Source organism: Streptomyces chlorus (genome assembly GCF_042655885.1).
In the GTDB taxonomy this organism is placed as follows: domain Bacteria; phylum Actinomycetota; class Actinomycetes; order Streptomycetales; family Streptomycetaceae; genus Streptomyces; species Streptomyces chlorus.
Genome location: NZ_JBHSOA010000014.1, coordinates 185,580 through 209,080 on the forward strand (window position 1 = coordinate 185,580; position 23,501 = coordinate 209,080).

Sequence of the window (23,501 nt, forward strand, 5' to 3'; positions counted from 1 at the left end):
ACCCGCCCCGGCCCACCCGCTCCGGCCCACCCGCTCCGGTCAGTCGAACCAGCGGTCCCTGGCCAGCTCCTCGGTCCTGGACGGGTCCTCCAGCAGCGCCGCGACCTCGAACCGGCGCGGCCACTCCCGGGCCGCCCACGCCAGCCCGGCTGCGACCCCCTCCAGGGTGGCTGCGTGCAGCACGCCGTCGCGGGTCAGCCGCCAGTCGATCTCCACACCGTCCACGACGAGTTCCTCGTGCTCGACGTACGTGGCGGGCGTGCCCGGCCCGAGCAGCGCCCGCACCGGCTCCGGTACGTCGTGTTCGGTGCCCTCGCTGTCGACGTCGCCGGTGACGGACTCGCTCAGCCGCCGCACCTGGAACAGTTCGGCCAGCTCGGCGGCGCGCGAGGGGCGGACGGGCAGCAGGGCCACGCCCTCGGTGAACGGCAGCAGGTCGGGCGAGTCGACGACCACCGCGTCGGCGGCGTCCACCACCTCGACCCGGCCGTCGACCACCGCGCGCAGCTCCTCCGGCAGGGTCACCTGATCCGGGTCCAGGTCGGCCAGCGCCCCGTAGAGGGCGTGCAGCCGGCCGGAGGTGACCGCACGGTCGGGGTCGGCGAGACGGTCGAGGAGTTCGGCGGCGCCACCCGGTTCGTCGAGCAGCGCGGACACGGACGTACGGACGCCGAGGGCTCGCAGCACCTGCTCGTCCTCGAAGCCGGTGGCGTCGGCCTCGTCGTACAGGCCGCGCAGCAGCGGGTCGCTCCCGGCGGCGCGCAGACCGGCCGGGCGGCGGCCGCCGAGCACCGGGTGCCCGCGCAGCCACCAGGCGGTGTAGGGGCGTACGACCTCGTGGGTGCCGTCCGGCAGCAGGACGCGGACCGGCTGGGTGAGCGCGTCGCGCAGCGGCGGGCGGGCGAGCAGCGCGAGGGCGCGGGGCCACTGGTCGTCGTCCACGAGGTCGAGGTCGCGGACGGCGACGAGTTCGGTGGCCACCGGCGGCACCGGGCTGTCGGGGAAGCGGTCGAGGACGTCCTCGCTCCACACGTCCACGGCGTCCAGCAGGCCCGCGTCGTCGGGCTCGGCGAAGTCCCCTTCGCGGGGCTCGAGCTCGTCCGGGTCGAGGACGACGTCGGTGGCGCGGACGAGGACGAAGTCGACCAGCACGCCGCAGGCGGCCAGCGGAGCCTCTCCCCACTTGTCCGCCAGTTCGCGGTCCACGGCGGCGAGTTCACCTTCCCGCATCACCTGGGCGAAGGGGCCACCGGGGAAGACCAGTTCGCAGGCCGGGGAGAGTTCGCCGTCCTCGTCGGGCAGGGCGAGGGCGCCCAGCCACGGCTCGTCGCCGGGTTCGAGACCCGCGTCGCACACCAGCCCGAGCACGGTGTCGGCGAGTTCGTCGGCGTCGGGTGCCTCGTCCTCCCAGTTCAGGGCACCCTCGTCGTCGAGGGAGGCGGCGACGGCGGCCCGCACCTGCGGGGTGGTGAGCACCGCGCGCGGAGTCGCCGGGAGGGCGCCGAGCTTCTCCAGCAGCGGGTGCGCGGCGTCCGGGTGGGCGACCTTGAGGCCGAGCCGGGCCAGCGTCGCGGGGTCGATCCGGGCGGCCTCGGCACCGGGCAGCAGCACCTGCCGGGGCCCGATGGCGGTGCGCCCGTCGGCCAAGGGCACCGGCAGCCCGGAGAGCCGGTCCGGGTCGACGCCGGCGAGGCTCTCGTACAGCCGCCGCCACCAGTCGGGCGACTTCTCCAGCCCGGCCAGCCGGTCGATCGCGTCGGCCAGCGGGAGGCGGGCCACACCGAGCGTGCGCAGTTCGGCCCGCCGTTCGAGCCCGGCGGGCAGAAGGGTGGGCAGCACCTCGGCGAGCACCCGGACCGTGTCCGCTCCGGCGCCCTCGACGACCTCGGCGTCCCGGGGCCGCAGCGACTCGGGCAGATCGGAGTCCTCGCCCTCCTCCCCCTGCCCGCCCGGCTCGACGGCGGGCGGCAGGAACGAGGTCCGCGGGAGCCGCCCGAGAACGGCCTGTCGCAACGCGCCGTCCAGCTCACCTTGGCCGAGCGGACCGGGCACGAGGTCGATGATCCCGGCGGTCACCGGGCGCCAGGCGGCGAGCAGCCCGGTGTAGGCGTCGGCGGCGCGCTCCACCAGGAAGTCGGTGAGCGGGCCGGGGGCGGTGTGCCGGCGGGTGGAGTCCAGCGGGAAGGAGGCGATGAGCAGGGCCGGGACGCCCAACGGCTCCTCGCTCGGCGTCGGCGCGTGCACGACCGGGCTGGTGCGGGGCCGGGCAGGGGTGCCGTCGGCGTCCACCGGCACGGCCCACGTCACCGACCAGTGCGGGCGCAGCCGCTCCTCGATGGGCCGGTCGGCGAGCAGGTCCGCGGTGAGCGGCCCGTGCGCGGCGACGGTACGCCAGCGGGTGGTGCCGTCCCTCGAGTCCTCGATCACGGTGAGGGTGCCGTCGCTGCCGCGCCGCACGGTGCGGGGCGGGGCGTCGCCGATCTCGACGACGACGTCCTCCAGACCGGGCAGCGCGAGCAGCAGGGCGTCGTCGACGGCGTGCAGCAGCCGCTCGGCCAGATCGGCGGCGGCCGTGTCGCGCAGCGGCAGGATGACGGCGGTGTCGTACGGGGCGGGGGCGGTGCCCTCGGCGGGGAGGGGAAGCCGCAGCAGCGGCACATGCCCGTCACGCCGGCGGATCTCCTCCCCCAGCCCGGCACTGCCCCCGGCGCTCTCACCGGCCAGCCCGCGTGCTTCGGCGAGCGACCAGCGCACCCCGCCGTGCCGGCCGACGACGGCGGGCTCGTCGGTGACGGCGAGGACGGCGGCGAAGCCGACCCCGAACCGCCCCACGGCCCGGTCGGGAGTGTCCCGCTTGGCGGAGGCCCGCAGGGTGGACAGCGACTCGACCCCGGCCGCGTCCAGCGGGGCCCCGGTGTTGGCGGCGACGAGCACCCCGTCGCGCAGCGTGAGCCGAAGCCGCCCCGGCACCCCCGCGCGGGCGGCGGCGTCGGCGGCGTTCTGCGCCAGCTCGACGACGAGACGGTCCCGGTACCCGCCGAGGACGAGGTCCTCCTCGGCATTGGCGTCCTCACGGAACCGTGCGGGGCTGGCGGCCCAGGCATCCAGCACCCCGCGCCGCAGCCGCGCCGTACCGAACGGGTCCGTGCCCTCGGCAGCGGGCCGTACGAACTTGCTCACGGTCACTCTCCTCATCGGCCCTGATCGGCGTGAGATCGAAGGTACCGCGCCCGACGTCCCCGACGAGCCGAGCCCGGCTCGGGCCGGGCCCGTGCTGTCCCCTATGGAGGCCGGGCACCTCCCTGGCCGGGAAAGCGCCTTCAGTGACGTGCGGGAACAAGCAGCCGATACGCGCAGAGGGAACGTGACCGCGCAACGCCGGATGTCCGGGCGCCGGTCAGGCCGCGTGCTCCTCGAAGCGGAACCCGGGACTGGTACGAGGGTCGATGCGGGCTCCGGCTTCCAGAGCCGTGGCCAGTCGCTCGATCAGCGCCGGCGTGGGGTCGACACCGCTCTCCTCGATGGCCTCTTCGGACAGCTCGGCACGCCGGGCCGGCTCCGCGGTGGTCCAGCCGAGAGCGGAGCGCCGGTCGTAGACGGCCTGGGCGAGGTCCATGCGGCGGCCCGCGGCACGGTACGCCGGATCCTCACGGTGTTCCGGCGGCACTTTCCCACTCGTGTGGTATCCGCTGCTCATCGGGCCTCCTCTTCCCTACTGTAGACGGCGTGCTCACTGGCTGGTGTGTGCTCCGCCTCGCACAGTTTCCTCGCTCGCTGCGCTCTCAGGAGGACATCGCCGGCCGCCGCATCTCGAACAGGGCGTGCATGTAGTCCGCTGTCTGCAACAACCCGTGAAGGTTGTGGGTCCCGTATGCCGTCAGTTCGACAGCCCGCGCCTCCAACTTCGCGATGTCCCGAACCGTCTTCGGGTACCGAATCCGCTTCACGTCCTCCCAGGCCGCCGCGACGAGCCCGCCCGCGTCCAGCACCTCGTCGGCCTTGACCAGGTACTCCCGTTGGGGAATCCGCTTCCCGCTCTCGACCTTGTAGGCGAGGTCGTCCCCGTACCCCATCGCCGCCGCGAACTCGGGGACCCTCATGTCCATCGCCTCGCGGCGCGGCTTCAGTTGCCGTCCGACGGTGGTGATGACCACGACGCCCCACTCGTCGTCCGGATCGACCTCCCACCCCGGCTCGTCCGCCTCACGGCACAGCTCCCACCCCCACCGCCGTTCCGCGCACCCGCCGACCCACCGCCAACCGAGTCGTACCGCATGCGGAACTGCGACGGCTGCGAACGCGGCTTCCGCGCCCCCGAGTCCCAGCCCCGCTGCCACGACTGCCTCCCCGCCGCAAGCAATGGCCACGCCCCCTCTTGAACGGGAGAAACGCACCTTGATGTTCGCGCCCCGCCCCCCGGCCGCCCCAGGCGACTAACCTGACCTGTGCACTCCCGGGAGGACTCCATGAGCACACAGGCCGAACACGGGCATGAGCTGGCTCCCCGCCCCGAGCAGACCCCGGACGCCCTGCGAGCCGCCCTCGCCGTAGTCGCCCCGGGGCGTCTGCCGGAAATGCAGCGGACGAAGGACGAGGCCTTCGCCAAGGCCGTTGAATGGCAGTCCCTCAGCCCTGTACGCAGTTGGGTCCTGGCCTGGGCCCGGGACATCGAAATCACCCGCCGCCCCGACCTCGCCACCCGCTACGCCCACGCCAAGGCCGACCTGGAACACGAGGACCCCGCCGTGGCTCATGAGGCTCTGCGGGAGCTGAGCACCGTCCTGGACGAGGCCATGGAAGCAGTACGCGCTTGAGCTGGACCTGGGAGTACGCCTTCGGCGCGGAGGAAGCCGCCCGCACCGCGCCACCCGCCTTCCTCGCCGAAGTGACCCGCAAGGCCGACGAGCTGGTCAGAGCGGCAGAAGCACAACACCTGCACGGCCGCGCACATGCCGGGAACGACCCGCCAGGAGGAAGCACTGTCGTCCCCGGCGGAATGTTCACGTACCAGATCGTCGTACGCAGCCAGCGCGTCTACGTCATCCAGATCACCTACTTGGGCTTCTGAGACGGCACGCCCCAAGACACTGCGGACCCCGGTGCCGAAATCGGGTGGTCAAGCATCCCTGAGGGAAAGAGAGACCGGGGTCCTCACCAGGAACACCGCCTACGAGTGGCCCAGCTCCGCCGACGCCTCGTCCTCCGTGGCCGGGACCGAGCCGGAGTCGGCGGCCGGCCGCAGCGGGAACGGGTCGACGCGGGTTTCGTCGATGACCGGGGCCGGGGGCTGGGGCGGCTTCGGCATGACGGCGGCCTCGGAGTGGCCGCCGCAGCCGTAGGAGAGGGAGACCACGCGGCCGTCGGCCGGGGCGAACTCGTTGGCGCAGATACCGAAGGCCTGGCCCAGGGAGCCGCCGATGGGGGCGAGGAAGCCGCAGCTCACACAGGGCGCGGGGGCAGCCTGCGCCATCGGGGTCTTGGCGCCGAACGCCTCCTCCCAGCGGTCGGCGGCGATGTGCAGGCCGTAGCGGGACAGGACGCGGGCACGGCGCATGCCGAGTTCCTCGGCGACCGACGCGATCGAGCCGCGGGCGGGTGCGATCGTCAGGTCGGCCGGGGCGACCCCGGTGACCTCGGCGTCCTCCGCCTCGACCAGCTCGGCGAGTTCCGCGGAGACCGTGGAGTTCGGCGACGGCTCGTCCTCGCCGGAATAGCCGGGCTCCAGGCGCAGGTCCTCGGCGTCGGTGGGCAGCAGGTCGCCGGGGCCCATGTCACCGGGGCGCAGCCGCTCGCTCCACGGCACCCACTCCGGCGCGAGCAGCGCGTCGGGGCCGGGCAGCAGGACCGCCTCGTCCACCGTGACGATCTTGGCGCGGGAGGCGCGGGCGACGGTGACGGCCCAGCGCCAGCCCCGGTAGCCGATCTCCCGGCACGCGAAGAAGTGGGTGACGACCCGGTCGCCCTCGGAGACGAGCCCGTCGTGCTCTCCGACGACCCCGGGCGCGGCGGCCTCCTCGGCGGCGGCACGGGCGAGGTCGACCGCCTCGGCGCACAGGCGGTCGGGGGTGCGGCTTCGCGTTGTCGCTGCGCTCACAGGTATCGCTTCTCTCCTACGCCGTCTCACGAGTGCGCCACTCCCAGCGCGGGGGCGGACGGAGCGGACCGGAGGACCGCGTCGACGTCCGCGCCGATTCGTGCTCGGGCGCGCCTCCATCCATTCTGCGGGATGGCTGAGATACGCACGCTACCTTCTCCCGTGCGTATGGCCTACACCGACGGTAGCTCTTGGGCCACCGCGCGCCGGAATCCGCCCGGTCCACGTCACCTCGCCAGAGCCGTCACACCCGTACCGCACCGGTGTGGCGGGTACCCGGCAGGGCGGTCGGCAGGCACTGTGCCGATGCGGTGTTCCGCCGGACAGCGGCACGCGTCGGGGCCGTCACCCCGGTTACGGCACTACGTACCGCCCTATCGGGGCACTATGAACGTCGTGGCTACCGCAAGGACACCCCAGGGCGCCACCGGGACCGGTGGGGCGAACGGGGTCAGGGTGAAGGAAAAGGGCCGACGCGTCGGGACGGGCCGGACAGGCCGCCCCCTGCGTGCGCTCGGGCGCGGCCTGCGCTTCCCGGTGACCGGAACCGCGCGCGGAATCCGCCGGGCCACCCACGCGCACGGCGCCGGCGAGTCCGGGCTCGGCAAACTGATCGAACTGCACGGGGTGAACGGCGCCGGCGACGTCATGGTCACCGTCGCGCTCGCGTCCACCGTCTTCTTCTCCGTGCCGACGGACGAGGCCCGCGGCCGGGTCGCCCTCTACCTCGCCATCACGATGGCCCCGTTCACGCTCCTGGCCCCGGTGATCGGCCCGCTCCTCGACCGCCTCCCGCACGGCCGCCGGGCCGCGATGGCGGGCGCGATGCTCGCCCGCGCGATCCTCGCCCTGGTGCTGTCCGGGGCGGTCGTCACCGGCAGCATCCAGCTGTATCCGGCCGCCCTCGGCGTGCTGGTCTCCTCGAAGGCGTACGGGGTGGTCAGAAGCGCCGTCGTGCCCCGACTGCTGCCCCCCGCGTTCTCCCTGGTGAAGGCCAACTCCCGGGTCACCCTCGGCGGGTTGCTGGCCACCGGCATCGCGGCGCCGATCGGCGCGGGACTCCACCAGATCGGGCCGCGCTGGCCGCTGTACGGGGCGTTCGTCCTGTTCGTGACGGGGACGGTGCTGTCGTTCACGCTGCCGTCGAAGGTGGACTCCGCGAAGGGTGAGGGCATGGCGCTGCTCGCGGCGGACGAGACGCATCTGCGCGGCCCGCACCTCAAGCCGGTCAAGCGGCCCGGCCTGCGCACGGTCGGCCCAGCCGTCACCCACGCGCTGGCCGCCAACGCGTCCATCCGCTGTCTGACCGGGTTCCTGATCTTCTTCCTCGCGTTCCTGCTGCGCGAGCATCCGATGACCGGGCAGAGCGCCGCCGTGTCCCTGGGGATAGTGGGCGTGGCGGCGGGCGCGGGCAACGCGCTCGGTACGGCCGTCGGGGCGTCGCTGAGATCCCGGGCGCCGGAGATCATCATCGTGATGGTGGTCGCCTGTGTGGTCGCCGCGGCAATCACCGCGGCGGCGCTGTTCGGCGCGGTCGTGATCGCCTGTCTGGCCGCGGTCGCCGGGTTCGCGCAGGCACTGGCCAAACTGTCCCTGGACGCGCTGATCCAGCGGGACGTGCCCGAACTGGTCCGTACGTCGGCGTTCGCGCGCTCCGAGACGCTGCTCCAGGTGTCGTGGGTGCTCGGCGGGGCGGTCGGCATCGCGATGCCGCTGATCGGGTCGCTGGGCCTGACGGTGGGCGCCGCGATCGTCGCCACGGGCTGGCTGACCACCGTGCGCGGCCTGCTCGGCTCGGCCCGGCACGGAGGAGGCGCCGGGCGCGCCCGGGTGGCGTGAGCCCGTTCGCCGTACGACGGGGGTTTCGTGCGACGGGGGTTCCGTACGACGGAGGTTTCGTGCCACGGAGGTTTCGTGCGACGGAGGCGCGGCGTCCGCGTGCGAGTGGCGTAACGCTCCGGCCACGCCGTACCCCCACGTGGGCAGCGGACGGGACGCGCCCGATAGCCTTTCGCCCATGACCACGTTGCCTCGCGGCACAGCCGCTCCGAGTGCCCGCGCCGTGCGACGCCGCCGCGCCGTCGCCACCGCCGGCGCCGTATCCGCCGGACTGCTCGTCCTGTCGGCCTGTGACAAGCCGACGGCGATCTCCACCCTCACCGTCGGCAGTTCCTCGGTGAGCTCCGAGGCGACCTGCGGTGGCCGCGGCGAGGCGCTGAAGGCCTCCGACGTCACCAAGTGCCTGCAGGACAAGGGCGTCAAGGAGATCACGGTCGACCCGGACGAGACCGTGCGCTTCGGTGTCGACCCGAAGATCGCCGACAAGGGCTGGACGATCCTGATGAACGGCCAGCCGCTGACCGACTCCAGCACCAAGACGTACCGCACCATCCCCGGCAGCGTGTTCTTCAACGCCCAGTACGGCGCCCAGGGCGACTCGACCCTGGTGTCGGTCAAGGAGGGCGAGAGCAACGCCACGGGCCTGTGGTCCTTCCGGCTGAAGAAGGACGCCTGATCAACCCGAGGAGCGGCTCGAGCGGCCCCGGTACGTCCGCCGCCCCCGGGTCCCCCGCCCGTACGGGGCTGAGGGCCCGGGGCGGCGTTCTCGTGACCACCGCGGTCCCCGCCGAACGGGACGCGGTGGCCAGGGCGTTCCCGGGGGCCTCGCACGAGGTCGCCCTGCCGGGAGTGACCGTGGTCGAGATCGCCGCCGGTCCCGACGTGCTCGCCGCCGGTGTCGGCCCGGCCCTCGCCGCCGCCTCCACGGCCACCGCCCTCACCGCCGCCGCCCTGACCGGCCGCCCCTACGACCTCGTCGTCTCGGCCGGGATCGCCGGCGGTTTCGTGCCCCACGCGCCCGTCGGCTCGCTCGTCGTCGCCGACGAGATCACCGCCGCCGACCTGGGCGCCGGGACGGCGGACGGCTTCCTGCCGGTGACCGCCCTCGGCTTCGGCACCGTCACCCACCTGCCCCCCGCCACCCTGGTCCGGGACGTGGCCGCCGCGACCGGCGCGCTCACCGGCGCCGTCCTCACCGTGTCGACGGTGACCGGCACCGCGGCCCGCGCCGCGCACCTCGGCGACCTGCACCCCCGCGCGCTCGCCGAGGCCATGGAGGGCTTCGGGGTCGCCGAGGCCGCCGCCGCGCACGGTGTGCCCGTGCTGGAGATCCGGGCGGTGTCGAACCCCGTCGGCCCGCGCGACCGCGATGCGTGGCGCATCGGCGACGCCCTGGCGGCCCTCACCGAGGGCTTCGGGAAGCTCGCGCCCGTCCTGGAGAGTTGGAACCGGCATGACCACTGAATCCCGCAAGCCCGACGAGTCCCGCGAGTCCGGTGAGCAGTCCGCGACCGGCGACCGGCCGCTGGGCATCGCGTACTCCCCCTGCCCGAACGACACCTTCGTCTTCGACGCCCTCGCGCACGGCCGCGTCCCCGGCGCGCCCGCCCTCGACGTCACCTTCGCCGACATCGACATCACCAACGGCATGGCCGAGCGCGGCGAGTTCGACGTGCTGAAGGTGTCGTACGCGGCCCTCCCCTACGTCCTCGACGAGTACGCCCTGCTGCCCTGCGGAGGCGCGCTCGGCCGCGGCTGCGGCCCGCTGGTGCTGACGCGGGACGAGGGGCATGGGGGCACCTCCCCGCTCATGGGGGTCCCCCCGCTCATGGGGGTCCCCCCGCTCGAGCGAAGCCGAGAGTGGGGGAGAAGCCGAGAGTCGGGGAGAAGCCGAGAGCTTGGGGGACTCAGCGGCCGTACGGTCGCGGTGCCGAGCGAGAAGTCGACGGCGTACCTGCTCTTCCGCCTCTGGGCGGCGGACACCCTGCCCGGCGGGATCGGCGAGATCGTCGTCATGCCGTTCCACGAGATCATGCCGGCCGTGCGGGACGGGAAGGTCGACATGGGACTCGTGATCCACGAGGCGCGCTTCACGTACCGGAACTACGGGCTGCACAAGCTCGCCGACATGGGCGAGCACTGGGAGCGGACCACCGGGCTGCCGATCCCGCTCGGCGCGATCATCGCCAAGCGGTCCCTCGGCGCGAAGACCCTGACCCTGCTCGCCGACTCGGTCCGCGCCTCCGTACGGGCCGCCTGGGACGACCCCGAGGCGGCGCGTCCGTACGTCATGGAGCACGCCCAGGAGATGGACCCGGCCGTCGCCGACCAGCACATCGGGCTGTACGTCAACGAGTTCACCGCCGACCTCGGCGAGGACGGCTACGCGGCCGTGCGGGGCCTGTTGACGCGCGCGGCGGCCGAGGGACTGGTACCGCCCCTGGGCCCGGACGCGCTGCGGTTCCCGTAACGGGAGGCGCTTGGTCACCCTGGTCGTCCTCGTGCTGCTCCGCGTTCATTCGTAAAGTGGTGTGGGGGTCGGTCAGGCGGAAGTGTCGAGACAGAGGCCACCGGCGCAGTCGAGGCAGTCTTCGGAATGCCGGAGGGAAGTCAAAGCGTTTCCCTGTCTGCTTCGACACCCCACCAACGTGACAACGCCCCTTGCGGCTGGACGCCTCAAGGCCGGCCGTAGATCTCCCGCACGTTGTCCCTGGGCGCAGGCCTCGTCTTCGCTGCCGGCCCCTCGGCGAAAGCACGGAGCAGGTTCTCGGTCGTGCGGGTCACGAAGGCCCCGGTACGGGCGTCCATGCCGTGGTTCCTCCCGTTGTCCCTGGTGCCGGCCATCAGCGCCTCGACCCACCGCATCGTCCCCGACGCGAACACACCGGCGCCACTGGGCACGGTGTAGTACGCCGAGTCGGAGTGGCTGTTTTGGCCGTTGCACAGGAGAGGGGAGTGGGCGATGATCTCGATCGGCGCTCGCGGGAGCGCTCCGGGGGTGACTCGGTCGTACTCCACGCCGACCAGGTGAGGGAAGGAGTCGCCCCGCTTCACGCCGGTACCCGCGAAGAGCCAGTGCTCTGCGTTGTGGACGACGTAGGGGGCGTCCGTGGGATAGCCCTCGTAGAGGACCCCGGTCAGGAGGGATTCAGGCGCGGCGGCGGGGACGCTGCGGAAATCGGTGGTCACCAGCGCGGGTCGATCCGGGTAGAGCGGATCGGCCCGGTAGTCGGATTTGTAGCAGACCACCGTGCGGCCCTCTCCCCCGGGCCCGCCCTCCAGTCTGATACGGCGGAAGCAGGTGTTGGCGCCGAGGAAGGCCAGGTTCGTTCCGGCGTCGCGGGCCCGTGACAGGTACTGCCGCTGCTCCGGCGTCCAGTACTCGTCGTGGCCGAGAGACACGGCCGCCGTGGCGGCCTCCAGCACCGAGGGGGCGAAGTGGATGTCGACACCGGTCGTGTACGCCAGAGGGATGCCCAACCGTTCCGCCAGGACCACCGCGGCTCGCTCGTACACCAGGAACTTCTCGGCGCCGTCGCCGTCGTAGGGCCGGTCGAAGGAGACAGCGAGCGCCCGCGTTCCGTACTGGCCGCCGGCACCCTCGTAGAGGCTGTAACCGCCCCAGAGGTTGTACGCCTGCCACGTCGCGGGCGCATGGATCAGCAAAGTCCTGCCCGCGGCGCTCCGGGAACGGACGATCAGGGGAACGTACCGCTGCGGGCCGCTCGAAGCGTCCAGCCGCAGCAGGTAGGCGCCCTCCGGCCAGCCATCGGTGCGCACCTCGGCCGTCCGCTCCCATCCGGCTCGCACCGTACGCGTGGCGGAGATCAGGTGCGCCGCGCCCTGGACCCGGCCGTCCAGCGTTTCGGAGCGCCAGACCAGCCTGGCCTGTGCACCGCCGTACCAGCCGATCCGGTACGCCGAAACGCGGAAACCGGGTGAGGTGGTCGAGACGTACAGCCCGAATCCTTCCCCCGGCAGGACACTCGACTTGTCGGTGTAGCCGACGACATTCTCGGGCCGGCCCGTCGCACGCAGTCGCCAGTCGTGGTCGCCTTGCCGGGAACGCTCGGACGGCCCGGTCGAAGCCCCGGGATCCCCGCCCGCCGGTGCGTCGCAGCCGCTCAGCGCCGTACCGGCGGCACAGGCACCTGCCACGGTGACGGTTCCCAGGAAGCGTCTGCGACTCAGCGCGGTCCCGGGACTGCCGGCCTCGCCTTCGGGACGCTCCGTCTTCCCGTCCATCCCGTCCGTCGCGTCCATCCCGGCCATCCCGTCCGTCGAACCGTCCAGAGAGACGTGCACGGACCCGTCCTACGCGCGTGAAGGGCTGTGCTCTCGCCGCCATCGTGGACGAGTCCCCAGCCTCCGGCATATCCATGGACCCGAAAGGGGTATCGAACTCCTAGGAGTCTGTGATCAGGTGACCTGCGACGGGCCGGACGGCCGAGCGGCCGACCCGGGCTTCGCCGCCGACGGCGCCGTAGCGACCTTCACGGCGTTCCTGGACCAGCTGGACCGGGCCGCCCCTCCCGACAGGGAGATCCACGTGGTGTGCTCGACAACGGCTCATCCCACACCGCCAGGCACACCAAAGCATGGCCGGCCGCGCACCCGCGCCGGCATGTCCACCGGACCCCACCGCCCGCCTCCTGGCTCAACCAGGTCGAGCCGTTCTTCTCCGCCCTGAACCGCGGGGTCCTGCGGCACGGCGACTTCTCCAGCCGCGACGACCTGATCGACAGGCTGGAGAGCTACGTGATCAGGCACAGCGACACGGCCAAGCCCTCCCGCTGGACCTACGAGGGCACCCCGCTCAAGACAGCCGATCAACACCCCTCCACGAATGAACGCGGAGCAGCACTAGACGTCCAACTGGTCGGCGACGGCGCGCAGCAGGCCGGCGATCTGCTTTCCCGAGGTGCGCTCCGGGTAGCGGCCCCGCTCCAGCATCGGCGCGAGGTCCTCCAGCAGGGTCGTCAGGTCCTGGACGATGGAGGCCAGCTCGTCGGGCTTCTTGCGCTGGGCCGCGGCGACCGACGGGGTCGGATCGATGACGGTCAAGGACAGGGCCTGATCACCGCGCTGCCCGGCGACCACCCCGAACTCGACGCGCTGGCCCGGTTTCAGCGTCTCGAGTCCGGCGGGGAGGACCGAGGAATGGACGAAGACGTCACCGCCGTCGTCACGGGAGAGAAAGCCGAAGCCCTTCTCACTGTTGAACCACTTGACTTTGCCGGTAGGCACGTCTGTCCTCGTCCTCGTACTCGTCGGAAAACTGCTTCGGAAAACGGCTCTTGATAGCACTCGGGCGGGTCCCGGTGACCCGCCGCCACCAAGGCTAGTGTTCTTCGGACAGGTGACAAGACTGCCGCCGGGTTGTTCCCTCGGGCCAGGAACTACCCTGGTCGAGTGGCTGACAAAACCCAAGCGAATTCCCCGGCTCCCGGAGACGGCCTGGTCCGTGCCGGCGGCATCGTGTTCATCATCGGCGCTGTGGCCACTCTGGTCACGGTGGCCCCGTTGTTCCTCGGAATCGAGGCCTTTCCGACGTACATGTTCGTACTGAGCATGCTCATGGGCGTCGGATTCCTGCTGGCCGGCGCGGGCGTGCTGCGCTCGGCCGCGGCGGGACGCCGTCAGGCGCGCGCCGCCGGGGAGTAACCCGGCCGGCCCCCGTTGTCCTGGCTGTTCAAGTAGTCCGAGAGCCAGCGGGGGAATTCCGTCAGGTCGGCGAGGACCACGTCCGCGCCCGCCTCCCGCAGTTCCGCGGGGTCGCAGGGGCCGGTGGCGACGGCGACGGACAGCGCGTCGGCGGTCCGCGCGCCGCGCACGTCGCCCACGTGGTCGCCGACGTACACGCCCGCGCCGTGCTCGCGCAGCGCCAGCGCCTTCTGCTCGGCCCACAGGTCGCCGATCACGGCGTCCGGTTCGATGCCGAGGTGGGCCAGGTGCAGCTTGGCGTTCGACTCGTACTTCGCGGTGACGACGATGGCGCGCCCGCCCGTCTCGCGTACGGCGGACATGGCCTCGCGGGCGCCGGGCAGCGCGGGCGTGGCGGCGATGGCGAACGTCGGGTACATCGCCCGGTACAGGTCGGCCACTTCGTCGATCCGCTCGGCCGGGAACCAGTTGATCAGCTCGTCCGCGAGGGGCGGTCCCAGCCGGGTGACGGCGAGATCGGCGTCGATGTACGTTCCGGTCCGCTCGGAGAGTGCCTGGTAGCAGGCGCGGATGCCGGGCCGGGAGTCGATGAGCGTCATGTCGAGGTCGAAGCCGACGGTGGGCAAAAGCGTGATCGTGGAGGCCATACCCGCCATTGTGCCCAGCGCACGCAAACAACAGACCACGGGCGTACGCACCCCTCAGCGGGGGCGCTGGGAACGCCAGGTCAGGAACAGGGCCGAGGCGCCGGCCGCGGCCCGGACCACCCAGGGCCAGGTCTCGGAGACGGCGTCGTTCATGGTGCCGTCGGCGATGGGGGTGCCCCAGCGCTCCTCGGTCCTCCCCCAGAGCCAGACGGCTCCGCCCGCGATCGCGAGACCGGGCAGGACGATGACCGCCCACTTGATCTCGGCCTGGGTGAGGCGGCGGGAGGCGTAGACGATGACCCAGCCGAGGAGCAGGGCGAACCAGTTGCCGAGCACGGCGCCCACGACCAGCAGGCCCGCGGCGACCAGGAGCAGGGGGTTGCTCCAGCCGCCGGACGGCAGGCGTGGGAGCCGGCGCCGGGAGGCGGAGCCGCTCTTCCCGGTCCCGGCCTCGACGGCGGCCGGGGCCCCTTCGGTCTGCGGAGCGGTTCGCGCACCGGGTACGGACGGCCCGGGTGCCTTCCCGCCCGGCCCGCCCGGCCCTTCGGCGCCCTTCGCGTCCTTGGACGGCGGGGCCTTGAGCAGTTCGGGGATCTCCACACCGCCGATGAAGCCGGGGACCGCGTCGCCGACGCCGAAGGGGCTGCTGTCCACCCGCCACCAGTCGGGCTGGTCGGCGCTGTCGCCGAGTTCGTCCGTACCGGCCTGGTGCGGCGCGGACGGTCCGTCGGAGGCAGGGGTGGCGTTCGGGTCCCCGGCCGGGCGGGGGCGGGGGACGACGCGGCGCAGGACGTTCTTCGCCCGCTGGGCGCGGTCGGCGGCCCGCTGAGCGGGGACGGCGGCGGTCGCGGGCTCGGGTTTGCCCAGGGCGACGCCCCCGTTCCCCTCCGCCCCCCAAGCCGTCCCCTCGGTGCCGAAGGAGCCGGAGAAGCCGGAGGAGGCCGCTGTCACGATCTCGTCCGGGGTGCCCATGCGGGAGATGATGCGGCGCACGGCGGTCGGGGAATCGACGACGGCCTTCGCCCGGCGCCGGTCGATCTCGTCCCGCAGCTGGGCGACCAGACGCATACGGGTCGCCGACGGCAGCTGCCGCTGCTGGGCCACGTCGCCGACGCGGCTCAGATACTCGTAGACGACCTGGTCACTCTCGATACCCACGAAGTCCCCTCCGGGGCGGATGCGTTGGCGGACGACGTCGGACGACGGTACCGCGACTCCGGCCGCCCGGCCCAACTCCACGCACCACACCGGCGCACCCACCCGCTACGGTGATGCGGATGAGCACCGAGGAGAAGCCCGCGGCGGCCCCCCGATCCCTCGCGGAGGCGCTCCGGGGACGGGGCGACGCCGAGCTTGCCGCGCTCCTGCGCAGCCGGCCGGACCTCGTCACGCCCGTGCCCACCGACCTCACGCAGCTGGCCGCCCGGGCCGGTACCCGCGCCTCGGTCGTCCGCGCCCTGGACCGGCTGGACCGGTTCACGATGCAGACCGCGCAGGCGCTGGCCGTGGCGGCGGATCCGGCGCCGTACGACGAGCTGCTCGGGCTGCTGGCGGGCGACGAGGGCGACCGGGCGGTGTCCGCCGCGCTGCCGGGCGCCGTGCGGACGCTGCGCGAGCAGGCGCTGGTGTGGGGTGACGACGACCGGCTGCGGCTGGTCCGTACGGCCCGTGAGCTGCTCTCCCCTTCCCCGCAGCATCCCTCGCCGACAGGCCTCGGCCCGACCGTGCGGGAGGCGACCGCCGGGATGTCCCCGGGGCGGATCCAGGAGATCGTCACGACGGTCGGGCTGCCCTCCACGCACGACTCGGTCTCCGCCGTGGCGGCGCTGACCGGGCTGTTCACGGACCGGGAGCGGATGGCGGCGCTGCTGGCCGAGGTGCCGTTCGAGTCGCTGGATGTGCTGGAGCGGCTGATGTGGGGGCCGCCCTACGGTCAGGTCACCGCCGATCCGGCGACCCGGCTGCGCCGGCTGCTGGACCGGGGGCTGCTGCTGCCGACCGCGCCAGGGACGGTCGTCCTGCCGCGGGAGGTGGCGCTGCATCTGCGCGGCGGGCGGGCGCACCGGACGACGGAGCCGGTGCCGCCGCCCGTCGAGGCGGCGGCCACGCACCGTCCACAGGTGGTGGACGCGACGGCGGCCGGGCAGGTGTACACGGCGCTGGCGACCGTCGAGGAGCTGCTGAAGGACTGGGACGAGGGCGGCCCGGCGGTGCTGCGGTCCGGCGGGCTGAGCGTGCGGGACCTGAAGCGGACCGCCGTCGCCCTGGACGTGACCGAGCCGGTCGCCGCGTTCTGGGTGGAACTCGCCTACGTGGTCGGCCTGCTGGCTTCCGACGGTGGTAGGGGCACCTCCCACGCCCTTAAGGCAGTGGGGGACGACGAGCGGTACGCGGCGACGCCGGCGTACGACACCTGGCGGGAGCGGCCCGCCGCCGAGCGCTGGACGACGCTGGCCGCGGCGTGGCTGACGGCGACCCGGACGCCGGGACTGGTCGGCGGGCGGGACGCGAAGGACCACACCCTGTCGGCGCTGGGTCCGGGGCTCGACCGGTCGGCGGCGCCCGAGGTACGGCGCCGGGTGCTGGCGCTGCTCGCGGGGCTGCCGGAGGGGGCTGCGCCGGACGCCGGGTCGGTGACGGAGCGGCTGCGGTGGGAGCGGCCGCCGCGCTCGGCGGGCGGCGCCGCCGGTTCCGGTTCCACGGGCCCGGGCGGGGTCGGGGGCGGGGTCGAGGGCGACGATCTGCGCTCGCGGCTCGCCCGGTGGACGCTGACCGAGGCCGAGATGCTGGGCGTCACCGGCCGCGGCGCGCTGTCCGCGCACGGCCGGGCCCTGCTCGGGATGCCCGCGCCGAAGGCGCGGGCCGAGCGGACGGCGCGGGCGCCGGAGTCGGCAGGGCCGGGCGACCGGCTCCCCGTCCATCACCGGCCGGCCGTCCCGCACCCGGCCTCCCCCACCTCGCCCTCTCCCGCCCTCACTGTCCTCACCCCCGCCGAGCAGGCCGCCGCGTCCGCTGCGGCCGCCCGGCTGCTCGCCCCGCAGCTGCCCGAGCCACTGGACCACGTCCTGCTCCAGGCCGACCTGACGGCGGTCGCGCCCGGCCCGCTCCAGCGGCCGCTCGCGGACATGCTGGGGGTGCTGGCGGACGTGGAGTCGAAGGGCGGGGCGACCGTCTACCGGTTCACGCCGGGCTCGGTACGCCGTGCCCTGGACGCCGGCCGGGCCGCCGCCGACCTGCACTCCTTCCTCGCCGCGCACTCCCGTACTCCGGTGCCGCAGCCACTGACGTATCTGATCGACGACGTGGCCCGCAGGCACGGGCATCTGCGGGTGGGCGCGGCCTCCGCGTACGTACGCTGCGACGACGACGCGGTGCTGAACGAGATCCTCGCCGACAAGCGGGCCGCGGAACTGGGCCTGCGCAGGCTCGCGCCGACGGTGCTGGCCGCGCAGACCGATCCGGCCGGCCTGCTGGAGGGACTGCGCCGGATGGGGTTCGCGCCGGCCGCCGAGTCCGCCGAGGGCGATGTCCTGATCACCCGCGCCGACGCCCGCCGCACCCCGCCGCGCGCGGCACCCGAGCCGGTCCCGGAGGGGCCGCCGGTGCCCGACGACACGCTGCTCACCGCGGCGATCCGCGCCGTCCGTGCCGGTGACCTCGCCTCGACCGCCCCGCGCAAGGCCAAGGCCGGGGAGGCGGACGGTGCCGGGGCGGGGAGCGGCGAACTGCCGCGCACCGGGTCCGCCGAGACCCTCGCCACCCTGCAGGCCGCCGTCCTCACCGGCGAGACGCTGTGGATCGGCTACGTGAACGCGGAGGGCGCCGCCAGCCAGCGCGTCATCGCCCCGGTCCGCGTCGAGGGCGGCTTCGTCACGGCGTACGACCACACGGCCGACGAGGTGCGGACGTACCCGCTGCACCGGATCACCGGGGTCGCGGAACTGGCGGACGACGAGAGCTGAGCGGGCTCCGCCCTCCGGGGGCGGGCCTCCCGCGTACGCTGCACTCATGGTGCAGAGCACAGCGGCGGACGTCGACAGCTACCTCGCCGAGGTCCCGGAGGGACGCAGGGCCGCCCTGGCCGAGCTGCGGCGGTTGTGCAGGGCGGAGCTCAAGGGCTTCGCCGAGGTGATGGCGTACGGCATGCCCGCCTACGAGCGGGACGGCACGACCGAGATCGCCTTCGCCTCGCAGAGGCAGTACGTCTCCTTCTACCTCCTGCGAAGCGACGTCCGCGCGGCCTTCGAGGACCGGCTGGCGGGGCACGACATGGGCAAGGGCTGTCTGCGGTTCCGCAAGCCGGAGCATGTGGAGACCATCGACTTCGACCTGGTGCGTGATCTGCTGCGCGCCACGGCGTCCAGACCGGGGACGGTCTGCTGACGGACACGACCTCCTGACGTACACGACCTCCTGACGTACACGACCTCCTGACGGACACGGCCACCTGACGGACACGACCTCCTGCCGGACACGGCCACCTGACGGACACGGCCCCCTGCCGGACACGGCCTGCTGACGGGCGCGGCCCCCTGCCGGAGCGTCGTCCGCTGTCCTTGTGGCTGCCGTCACTCCGGCCCCCAGGGGGCGGGCGATCAGGCAAACTGGACGTTTGGCCGTGCTGTGCCCGTGCCGAGTCCGTCGCAGAAAGGCAGCCGCGCGTGAATGGTCCGCTCATCGTCCAGTCCGACAAGACGCTTCTCCTGGAAGTCGACCACGAGCAGGCCGGTGAGTGCCGCCGTGTCATCGCGCCGTTCGCCGAGCTGGAGCGGGCGCCGGAACACATCCACACCTACCGGGTGACCCCGCTCGGCCTGTGGAACGCGCGGGCCGCCGGCCACGACGCCGAGCAGGTCGTGGACGCGCTGGTGAAGTACAGCCGCTACCCGGTGCCGCACGCGCTGCTCGTCGACATCGCCGAGACGATGGACCGCTACGGCCGGCTCAGCCTGCTCAAGCACCCGGCGCACGGTCTCGTCCTCACCAGCACCGACCGGCCCGTGCTGGAGGAGGTGCTGCGCTCCAAGCGGATCGCCCCGCTGGTCGGCGCCCGCCTCGACCCGGACACCGTCGCCGTGCACCCCTCGGAGCGCGGGCAGATCAAGCAGGTGCTGCTGAAGCTGGGCTGGCCCGCCGAGGACCTCGCCGGGTACGTGGACGGCGAGGCGCACGACATCGAGCTGCGCGAGGACGGGTGGGCGCTGCGCCCGTACCAGAAGCAGGCCGTGGAGAACTTCTGGCACGGCGGCTCCGGCGTGGTCGTCCTGCCCTGCGGCGCGGGCAAGACGCTGGTCGGTGCCGGTTCGATGGCGCAGGCGAAGTCGACCACGCTGATCCTGGTCACCAACACCGTCTCGGCCCGCCAGTGGAAGCACGAGCTGGTGAAGCGGACCTCGCTGACCGAGGACGAGATCGGCGAGTACAGCGGGACGCGGAAGGAGATCCGGCCCGTCACCATCGCCACCTACCAGGTGCTGACGACCCGCCGGAAGGGCGTCTACCAGCACCTGGAGCTGTTCGACTCCCGGGACTGGGGCCTGATCCTGTACGACGAGGTGCACCTGCTGCCCGCGCCCGTCTTCAAGTTCACGGCGGACCTCCAGGCCCGGCGGCGGCTGGGCCTGACGGCGACGCTGGTGCGGGAGGACGGCCGCGAGTCGGACGTGTTCTCGCTGATCGGGCCGAAGCGGTTCGACGCGCCGTGGAAGGAGATCGAGGCGCAGGGCTACATCGCGCCCGCCGACTGCGTCGAGGTCCGGGTCAACCTCACCGACTCCGAGCGGATCGCGTACGCCACCGCGGAGACCGAGGAGAAGTACCGCTTCTGCGCGACGACCGCCACCAAGCGGAAGGTCACGGAGGCGATCGTCCGGCGGTTCGCGGGGCAGCAGATCCTCGTCATCGGGCAGTACATCGACCAGCTGGATGAGCTGGGCGAGCACCTGAACGCCCCCGTGATCAAGGGCGAGACGTCGAACGCCCAGCGGGAGAAGCTGTTCGACGCGTTCCGGAAGGGCGAGATCAGCGTCCTGGTCGTGTCCAAGGTCGCGAACTTCTCGATCGACCTGCCGGAGGCCACGGTCGCCATCCAGGTGTCGGGCACCTTCGGGTCCCGACAGGAGGAGGCCCAGCGGCTGGGCCGGGTGCTGCGCCCCAAGGCGGACGGCCACCAGGCCCACTTCTACTCCGTCGTTGCCCGCGACACCATCGACCAGGACTTCGCGGCCCACCGCCAGCGGTTCCTGGCGGAGCAGGGATACGCGTACCGGATCATGGACGCGGACGAGCTCCTCACGGAGAGCTGACCCCGTACGACCGCGTGCGCCGTGATCAGCCTCGGGCCCGCCGTGCCTGGTCCATCAGCTTTTCCACGAGGAGATCGACGTCGGTCCAGAGGTTTCCCTTGTATCCCTGACCGGTGTCGATGCTGTTACGCAGAGTCCGGGCGCGGGCCGTCGCCTCCACGTCCATCACGCACCACACCTCGTCGTACGCGGCGAACCTGTCCTGACGACTGCGCGGTGCCCGTGGGCCCGACCCAGGCCCAGAGGTCCCGGTCGGGCGGGTAGGGCACTGCCGGCGTCAGGGGCGCGGAGTGGTCCTGGCTCATGGGGCCGGTCAACAACCCGCGCGCCCGGCGCCCGGACACAGGTGCACGTACTCAGTCGGGCGTGTGCACGAACTCGGGCCGGCCCTCGGCGCGTCGCACGGCACTCCCTCGCGCCACCCGATCGGACGCGTGTCGGTTGCCCGGCGAGTGGACCGCCGATGGTATGGCAGCGGGTCTGCTGCCGCGGGCCCGTCTCCCGGCTGTTGCGAGGGAAGGACCTGCCCATGCCCAGGACCGCCACCGCCCCACGGACGCCGCTCACCAGAGCCGCGGGGGCCGCGGCCGGAGCGGTGGTGCTGCTGCTCGGGGCGGCCGGCCCGGTGGCCGCGGGCGGGCCGGGCGGCGGTGGGGGCGACGGCGGCGGCGACAAGGTGGTGCTGCGGTGGCAGGACTGCCGGAACGTGACGCAGACCGGGTTCGAGTGCGCGGTGGCGAACGTTCCCCTGGACCACGCCCGCCCCGGGGACCGCACCATCGAGCTGACGGTGATCAGGCGCCCCGCCGCGGCTCCGGAGAAGCGGGTCGGCACGCTGTTCTTCAACCCCGGCGGTCCGGGCGGCCCCGGCACCGTCGGACTCCCGGAGCTGTACGACAAGTTCCCGAAAGAACTGCGGGACCGCTACGACATCGTCAGCTGGGACCCGCGCGGGGTCGGCGAGAGCACGGCCGTACGCTGCTTCGGCACCGCCGAGGAGGCCGTCGACTGGCAGGCGAAGCTCCCGCCGTTCCCGGTGGGCGAGCGGGGGCAGCAGGCGTTCATCGCCGCCTACGCCGATCTCGCGAAGCGCTGCGCGCAGAGCGATCCGCAACTGCTGCGCCATGTCTCGACCGCCGACACCGCCCGCGACCTGGACCTGCTGCGCGCTGCGCTCGGCGAGGAACAACTGCACTACTGGGGCGTCTCGTACGGCACCCTCCTCGGCGCGACCTACGCGAACCTGTTCCCCGAACGGGCGGGACGGCTCGTCCTCGACGGGAACGTGGACCCGGCGGCCTGGGTGGACGGGCTGGGCGCGGCGGCGGGCGTGGCAGCGGGCGCGGACCGGGCGGCGGGTGAGGGCGACGCCATGGCCGGGCTGAACACCTTCCTGCGGCTCGGCTCCCACCTCGGCTCCGCCGACACGCTGAGGCAGTTCCTCGACCACTGCGGGCGCGCGCCGGTGTCCCGCTGCGTCTTCTCGGCGGGCAGCCCGGCGGCCACCCGCGACAAGTACGACACCCTCATGGCGCGCCTCGCCCAGCGGCCGGCGAGCGACTGGACGTTCGCGAGGGCGGTGAGCGAGGTGCGCGGCGGGCTCTACACCGTGCACCCCGGCTGGGCCGGTGTCGCCGACCTGCTGCAGTCGCTGTGGATCGGCCGCCCGCTCATACCGCTCAGCAATCCGGCGGGGGCGACACGTTATCCGGGCTTCGAGCAGTCGTTCGCGGTGCTGTGCGCGGAGAGCCCCAACCCGCGGTCGCCTCGGCTCTACCCGGGGTTGGAGGAGCGGGCGGTGGCGGAGGCGGGGGAGTTGAGCCGCTGGTGGGTGTGGATCACCGAGCCGTGCGCCTCCTGGCCGGCCCGCGCCGCCGACCTGTACACCGGCCCGTGGGACAGGGCGACCGCCCACCCGGTGCTGGTGGTGAACACGACCCACGACCCGTCCACCCCGTACCAGGCGGCCGTGAACATGGTGAAGGAACTGCGCAGCGCGCGGCTGCTGACGGTGGACGGGTACGGGCACACCGCGTTGGACAACCCGAGCGCGTGTGTGGAGCGGCACGTGGTGCGCTACTTCCTCACGGGTGCGCTGCCGCCGAAGGGCGCGCGGTGCACGCAGGATCTCCCGCCGTTCGTCGAACGGATCCCCGGGACGCCGACGGAGCAGGTCCAGGAAGCAGCATTCGGGGCGGACCCCGACACGGCACCGGAGCCGGCAGCTGCGGGCGCGCCGTCCGCGCTCCTGCCGCCGGCCGGGGACGCGGCACTGCCGTACGGCCGCTGGCCCCTTGAGGTCGTCGCCGGTCTGCTTCCCCCGGACCGCCGCCCGGCTCTTTGACCCGGGCCGGGCGCTACGCGGTCAGCGGCGGCGGACGCCCGCCTCCTCGTTGTACTCGCCGAGGACGGCGACCGAGAAGAGGCTCTCGGCGTAGATCCGTACCGCGCGCAGGGCGTTGCCGAGGCGGTGCGGGGAGTGGTGGACGGAGCCGATGGCGGTGGCACCGCGGTGCGGGACGCCCCGGCCAGGGGACCGGTCGCCTGGGATGAAGGTCGCTGTGCTCATGTGCCCAGAGTGCGCCGGATCACCCGTTCGGGGCATCGGTCGTTGGGCCCCCGTTCAGGTCCCGTCGCGTACGCCCTGAGACGCACGGTGTCCCCTTCGAGGAGGACCCGCGCCCCTGAGAGCCCCTGAGGGGTCCAGAGCCCCGAACCCTGATGCCGGGGTGGCAGGAGGGCAGTTAGCCAGGACGGCAGCACGGCAGCACGGCAGAGGGAATTTGTCGTTCGCCCCGCGTGCGGGAGCCGACTAGAATCTCCCGCTCGCCCCGGTCACAGGAACGAAAGCCGACCGGGGCCTTCCCGCCTCCCTCGCCGGAGTGCCGCCGCCCGGACGGAAACCGGGTGGTCCGCCATGCCGTGATCACGCGGCATCACCGCCAGCACCAG

At 73.2% G+C, this 23,501-nt stretch carries 20 protein-coding genes and 2 pseudogenes; 12 read left to right on the forward strand and 10 right to left on the reverse strand.

The features are described 5' to 3' along the window. Positions 1–39 precede the first annotated feature (39 nt). The 3 genes and pseudogenes from ACFPZI_RS08700 to ACFPZI_RS08710 form a co-directional block, all read right to left on the reverse strand. Complete coding sequence (locus ACFPZI_RS08700) at positions 40–3,180, reverse strand: sacsin N-terminal ATP-binding-like domain-containing protein (RefSeq protein ID WP_381360429.1); 3,141 nt, start codon at positions 3,178–3,180, stop codon at positions 40–42. 217 nt (positions 3,181–3,397) lie between these two features. Further along, on the reverse strand, positions 3,398–3,697 hold the full coding sequence (locus ACFPZI_RS08705) for a helix-turn-helix domain-containing protein (protein ID WP_381360431.1): 300 nt from the start codon (positions 3,695–3,697) through the stop codon (positions 3,398–3,400). A 91-nt stretch (positions 3,698–3,788) separates the two neighbouring features. After that, a pseudogene (locus ACFPZI_RS08710) lies at positions 3,789–4,214 on the reverse strand (helix-turn-helix domain-containing protein); the annotation flags it as partial. 252 nt (positions 4,215–4,466) lie between these two features. Here ACFPZI_RS08710 and ACFPZI_RS08715 point away from each other — a divergent pair. Together ACFPZI_RS08715 and ACFPZI_RS08720 are read left to right on the forward strand one after the other, a co-directional pair. Next, entirely contained in the window at positions 4,467–4,814 is a 348-nt protein-coding gene (locus ACFPZI_RS08715; protein ID WP_381360433.1) for a hypothetical protein, read from the forward strand. Beyond that, complete coding sequence (locus ACFPZI_RS08720) at positions 4,811–5,068, forward strand: cupredoxin domain-containing protein (protein WP_381360436.1); 258 nt, start codon at positions 4,811–4,813, stop codon at positions 5,066–5,068. The genes ACFPZI_RS08715 and ACFPZI_RS08720 overlap by 4 nt, the downstream gene beginning before the upstream one ends. A 99-nt stretch (positions 5,069–5,167) precedes the next feature. Here the strand turns inward: ACFPZI_RS08720 and ACFPZI_RS08725 are convergent, their stop codons facing one another. Further along, a complete protein-coding gene (locus ACFPZI_RS08725) occupies positions 5,168–6,094 on the reverse strand; it encodes a DUF3027 domain-containing protein (RefSeq protein ID WP_381360439.1) in 927 nt (308 codons plus the stop codon). 396 nt (positions 6,095–6,490) lie between these two features. Here ACFPZI_RS08725 and ACFPZI_RS08730 point away from each other — a divergent pair, with 396 nt between their 5' ends. The 4 genes from ACFPZI_RS08730 to ACFPZI_RS08745 all read left to right on the forward strand — a co-directional run bounded on the left by ACFPZI_RS08730 (position 6,491) and on the right by ACFPZI_RS08745 (position 10,403). Next, a complete protein-coding gene (locus ACFPZI_RS08730; protein WP_381360440.1) occupies positions 6,491–7,933 on the forward strand; it encodes an MFS transporter in 1,443 nt (480 codons plus the stop codon). Positions 7,934–8,111: 178 nt separating this feature from the next. Next, entirely contained in the window at positions 8,112–8,609 is a 498-nt protein-coding gene (locus tag ACFPZI_RS08735) for a DUF2771 domain-containing protein (RefSeq protein WP_381360443.1), read from the forward strand. Positions 8,610–8,701: 92 nt separating this feature from the next. Beyond that, positions 8,702–9,397 (forward strand): futalosine hydrolase, encoded by a 696-nt coding sequence (locus ACFPZI_RS08740; RefSeq protein WP_381360445.1) that lies wholly within the window; start codon positions 8,702–8,704, stop codon positions 9,395–9,397. Then, positions 9,387–10,403 (forward strand): 1,4-dihydroxy-6-naphthoate synthase, encoded by a 1,017-nt coding sequence (locus tag ACFPZI_RS08745; RefSeq protein ID WP_381360447.1) that lies wholly within the window; start codon positions 9,387–9,389, stop codon positions 10,401–10,403. The genes ACFPZI_RS08740 and ACFPZI_RS08745 overlap by 11 nt, the downstream gene beginning before the upstream one ends. Positions 10,404–10,609: 206 nt before the next feature. Here the strand turns inward: ACFPZI_RS08745 and ACFPZI_RS08750 are convergent, their stop codons facing one another. After that, complete coding sequence (locus tag ACFPZI_RS08750; protein WP_381360639.1) at positions 10,610–12,178, reverse strand: N,N-dimethylformamidase beta subunit family domain-containing protein; 1,569 nt, start codon at positions 12,176–12,178, stop codon at positions 10,610–10,612. Between the two features lie 309 nt (positions 12,179–12,487). On the opposite strand from ACFPZI_RS08750, the pseudogene ACFPZI_RS08755 reads away from it, so the two are divergent. Continuing rightward, positions 12,488–12,661: pseudogene (locus ACFPZI_RS08755) on the forward strand (transposase); the annotation flags it as partial. A 135-nt stretch (positions 12,662–12,796) separates the two neighbouring features. On the opposite strand, the gene ACFPZI_RS08760 reads toward ACFPZI_RS08755, so the two are convergent. Further along, on the reverse strand, positions 12,797–13,180 hold the full coding sequence (locus ACFPZI_RS08760) for a cold-shock protein (RefSeq protein ID WP_381360450.1): 384 nt from the start codon (positions 13,178–13,180) through the stop codon (positions 12,797–12,799). Positions 13,181–13,345: 165 nt separating this feature from the next. On the opposite strand from ACFPZI_RS08760, the gene ACFPZI_RS08765 reads away from it, so the two are divergent. Beyond that, on the forward strand, positions 13,346–13,597 hold the full coding sequence (locus tag ACFPZI_RS08765; protein WP_381360453.1) for a hypothetical protein: 252 nt from the start codon (positions 13,346–13,348) through the stop codon (positions 13,595–13,597). Here ACFPZI_RS08765 and ACFPZI_RS08770 read toward each other — a convergent pair. Continuing rightward, positions 13,573–14,244 (reverse strand): HAD family hydrolase, encoded by a 672-nt coding sequence (locus tag ACFPZI_RS08770; RefSeq protein ID WP_381360456.1) that lies wholly within the window; start codon positions 14,242–14,244, stop codon positions 13,573–13,575. The two genes, ACFPZI_RS08765 and ACFPZI_RS08770, sit on opposite strands and share 25 nt — an antisense overlap. Before the next feature lie 54 nt (positions 14,245–14,298). After that, entirely contained in the window at positions 14,299–15,402 is a 1,104-nt protein-coding gene (locus ACFPZI_RS08775) for a hypothetical protein (RefSeq protein ID WP_381360458.1), read from the reverse strand. A 119-nt stretch (positions 15,403–15,521) separates the two neighbouring features. On the opposite strand from ACFPZI_RS08775, the gene ACFPZI_RS08780 reads away from it, so the two are divergent. The 3 genes from ACFPZI_RS08780 to ACFPZI_RS08790 all read left to right on the forward strand — a co-directional run bounded on the left by ACFPZI_RS08780 (position 15,522) and on the right by ACFPZI_RS08790 (position 20,549). Next, positions 15,522–18,206, forward strand: a complete 2,685-nt coding sequence (locus ACFPZI_RS08780) for a helicase-associated domain-containing protein (RefSeq protein WP_381360460.1) — start codon at positions 15,522–15,524, stop codon at positions 18,204–18,206. Positions 18,207–18,252: 46 nt separating this feature from the next. Further along, positions 18,253–18,627, forward strand: a complete 375-nt coding sequence (locus tag ACFPZI_RS08785; RefSeq protein ID WP_381360463.1) for an iron chaperone — start codon at positions 18,253–18,255, stop codon at positions 18,625–18,627. 278 nt (positions 18,628–18,905) lie between these two features. Next, entirely contained in the window at positions 18,906–20,549 is a 1,644-nt protein-coding gene (locus ACFPZI_RS08790; RefSeq protein WP_381360466.1) for a DNA repair helicase XPB, read from the forward strand. A 25-nt stretch (positions 20,550–20,574) separates the two neighbouring features. On the opposite strand, the gene ACFPZI_RS08795 is transcribed toward ACFPZI_RS08790, so the two are convergent. Then, positions 20,575–20,718: a hypothetical protein gene (locus tag ACFPZI_RS08795; RefSeq protein ID WP_381360469.1), complete on the reverse strand. Its 144-nt coding sequence runs from the start codon at positions 20,716–20,718 to the stop codon at positions 20,575–20,577. 360 nt (positions 20,719–21,078) lie between these two features. Here ACFPZI_RS08795 and ACFPZI_RS08800 point away from each other — a divergent pair, with 360 nt between their 5' ends. Next, a complete protein-coding gene (locus ACFPZI_RS08800) occupies positions 21,079–22,893 on the forward strand; it encodes an alpha/beta hydrolase (protein ID WP_381360471.1) in 1,815 nt (604 codons plus the stop codon). Positions 22,894–22,914: 21 nt separating this feature from the next. Here ACFPZI_RS08800 and ACFPZI_RS08805 read toward each other — a convergent pair whose 3' ends face one another. Continuing rightward, positions 22,915–23,118 (reverse strand): hypothetical protein, encoded by a 204-nt coding sequence (locus ACFPZI_RS08805; protein WP_381360474.1) that lies wholly within the window; start codon positions 23,116–23,118, stop codon positions 22,915–22,917. Positions 23,119–23,501: the final 383 nt, after the last annotated feature.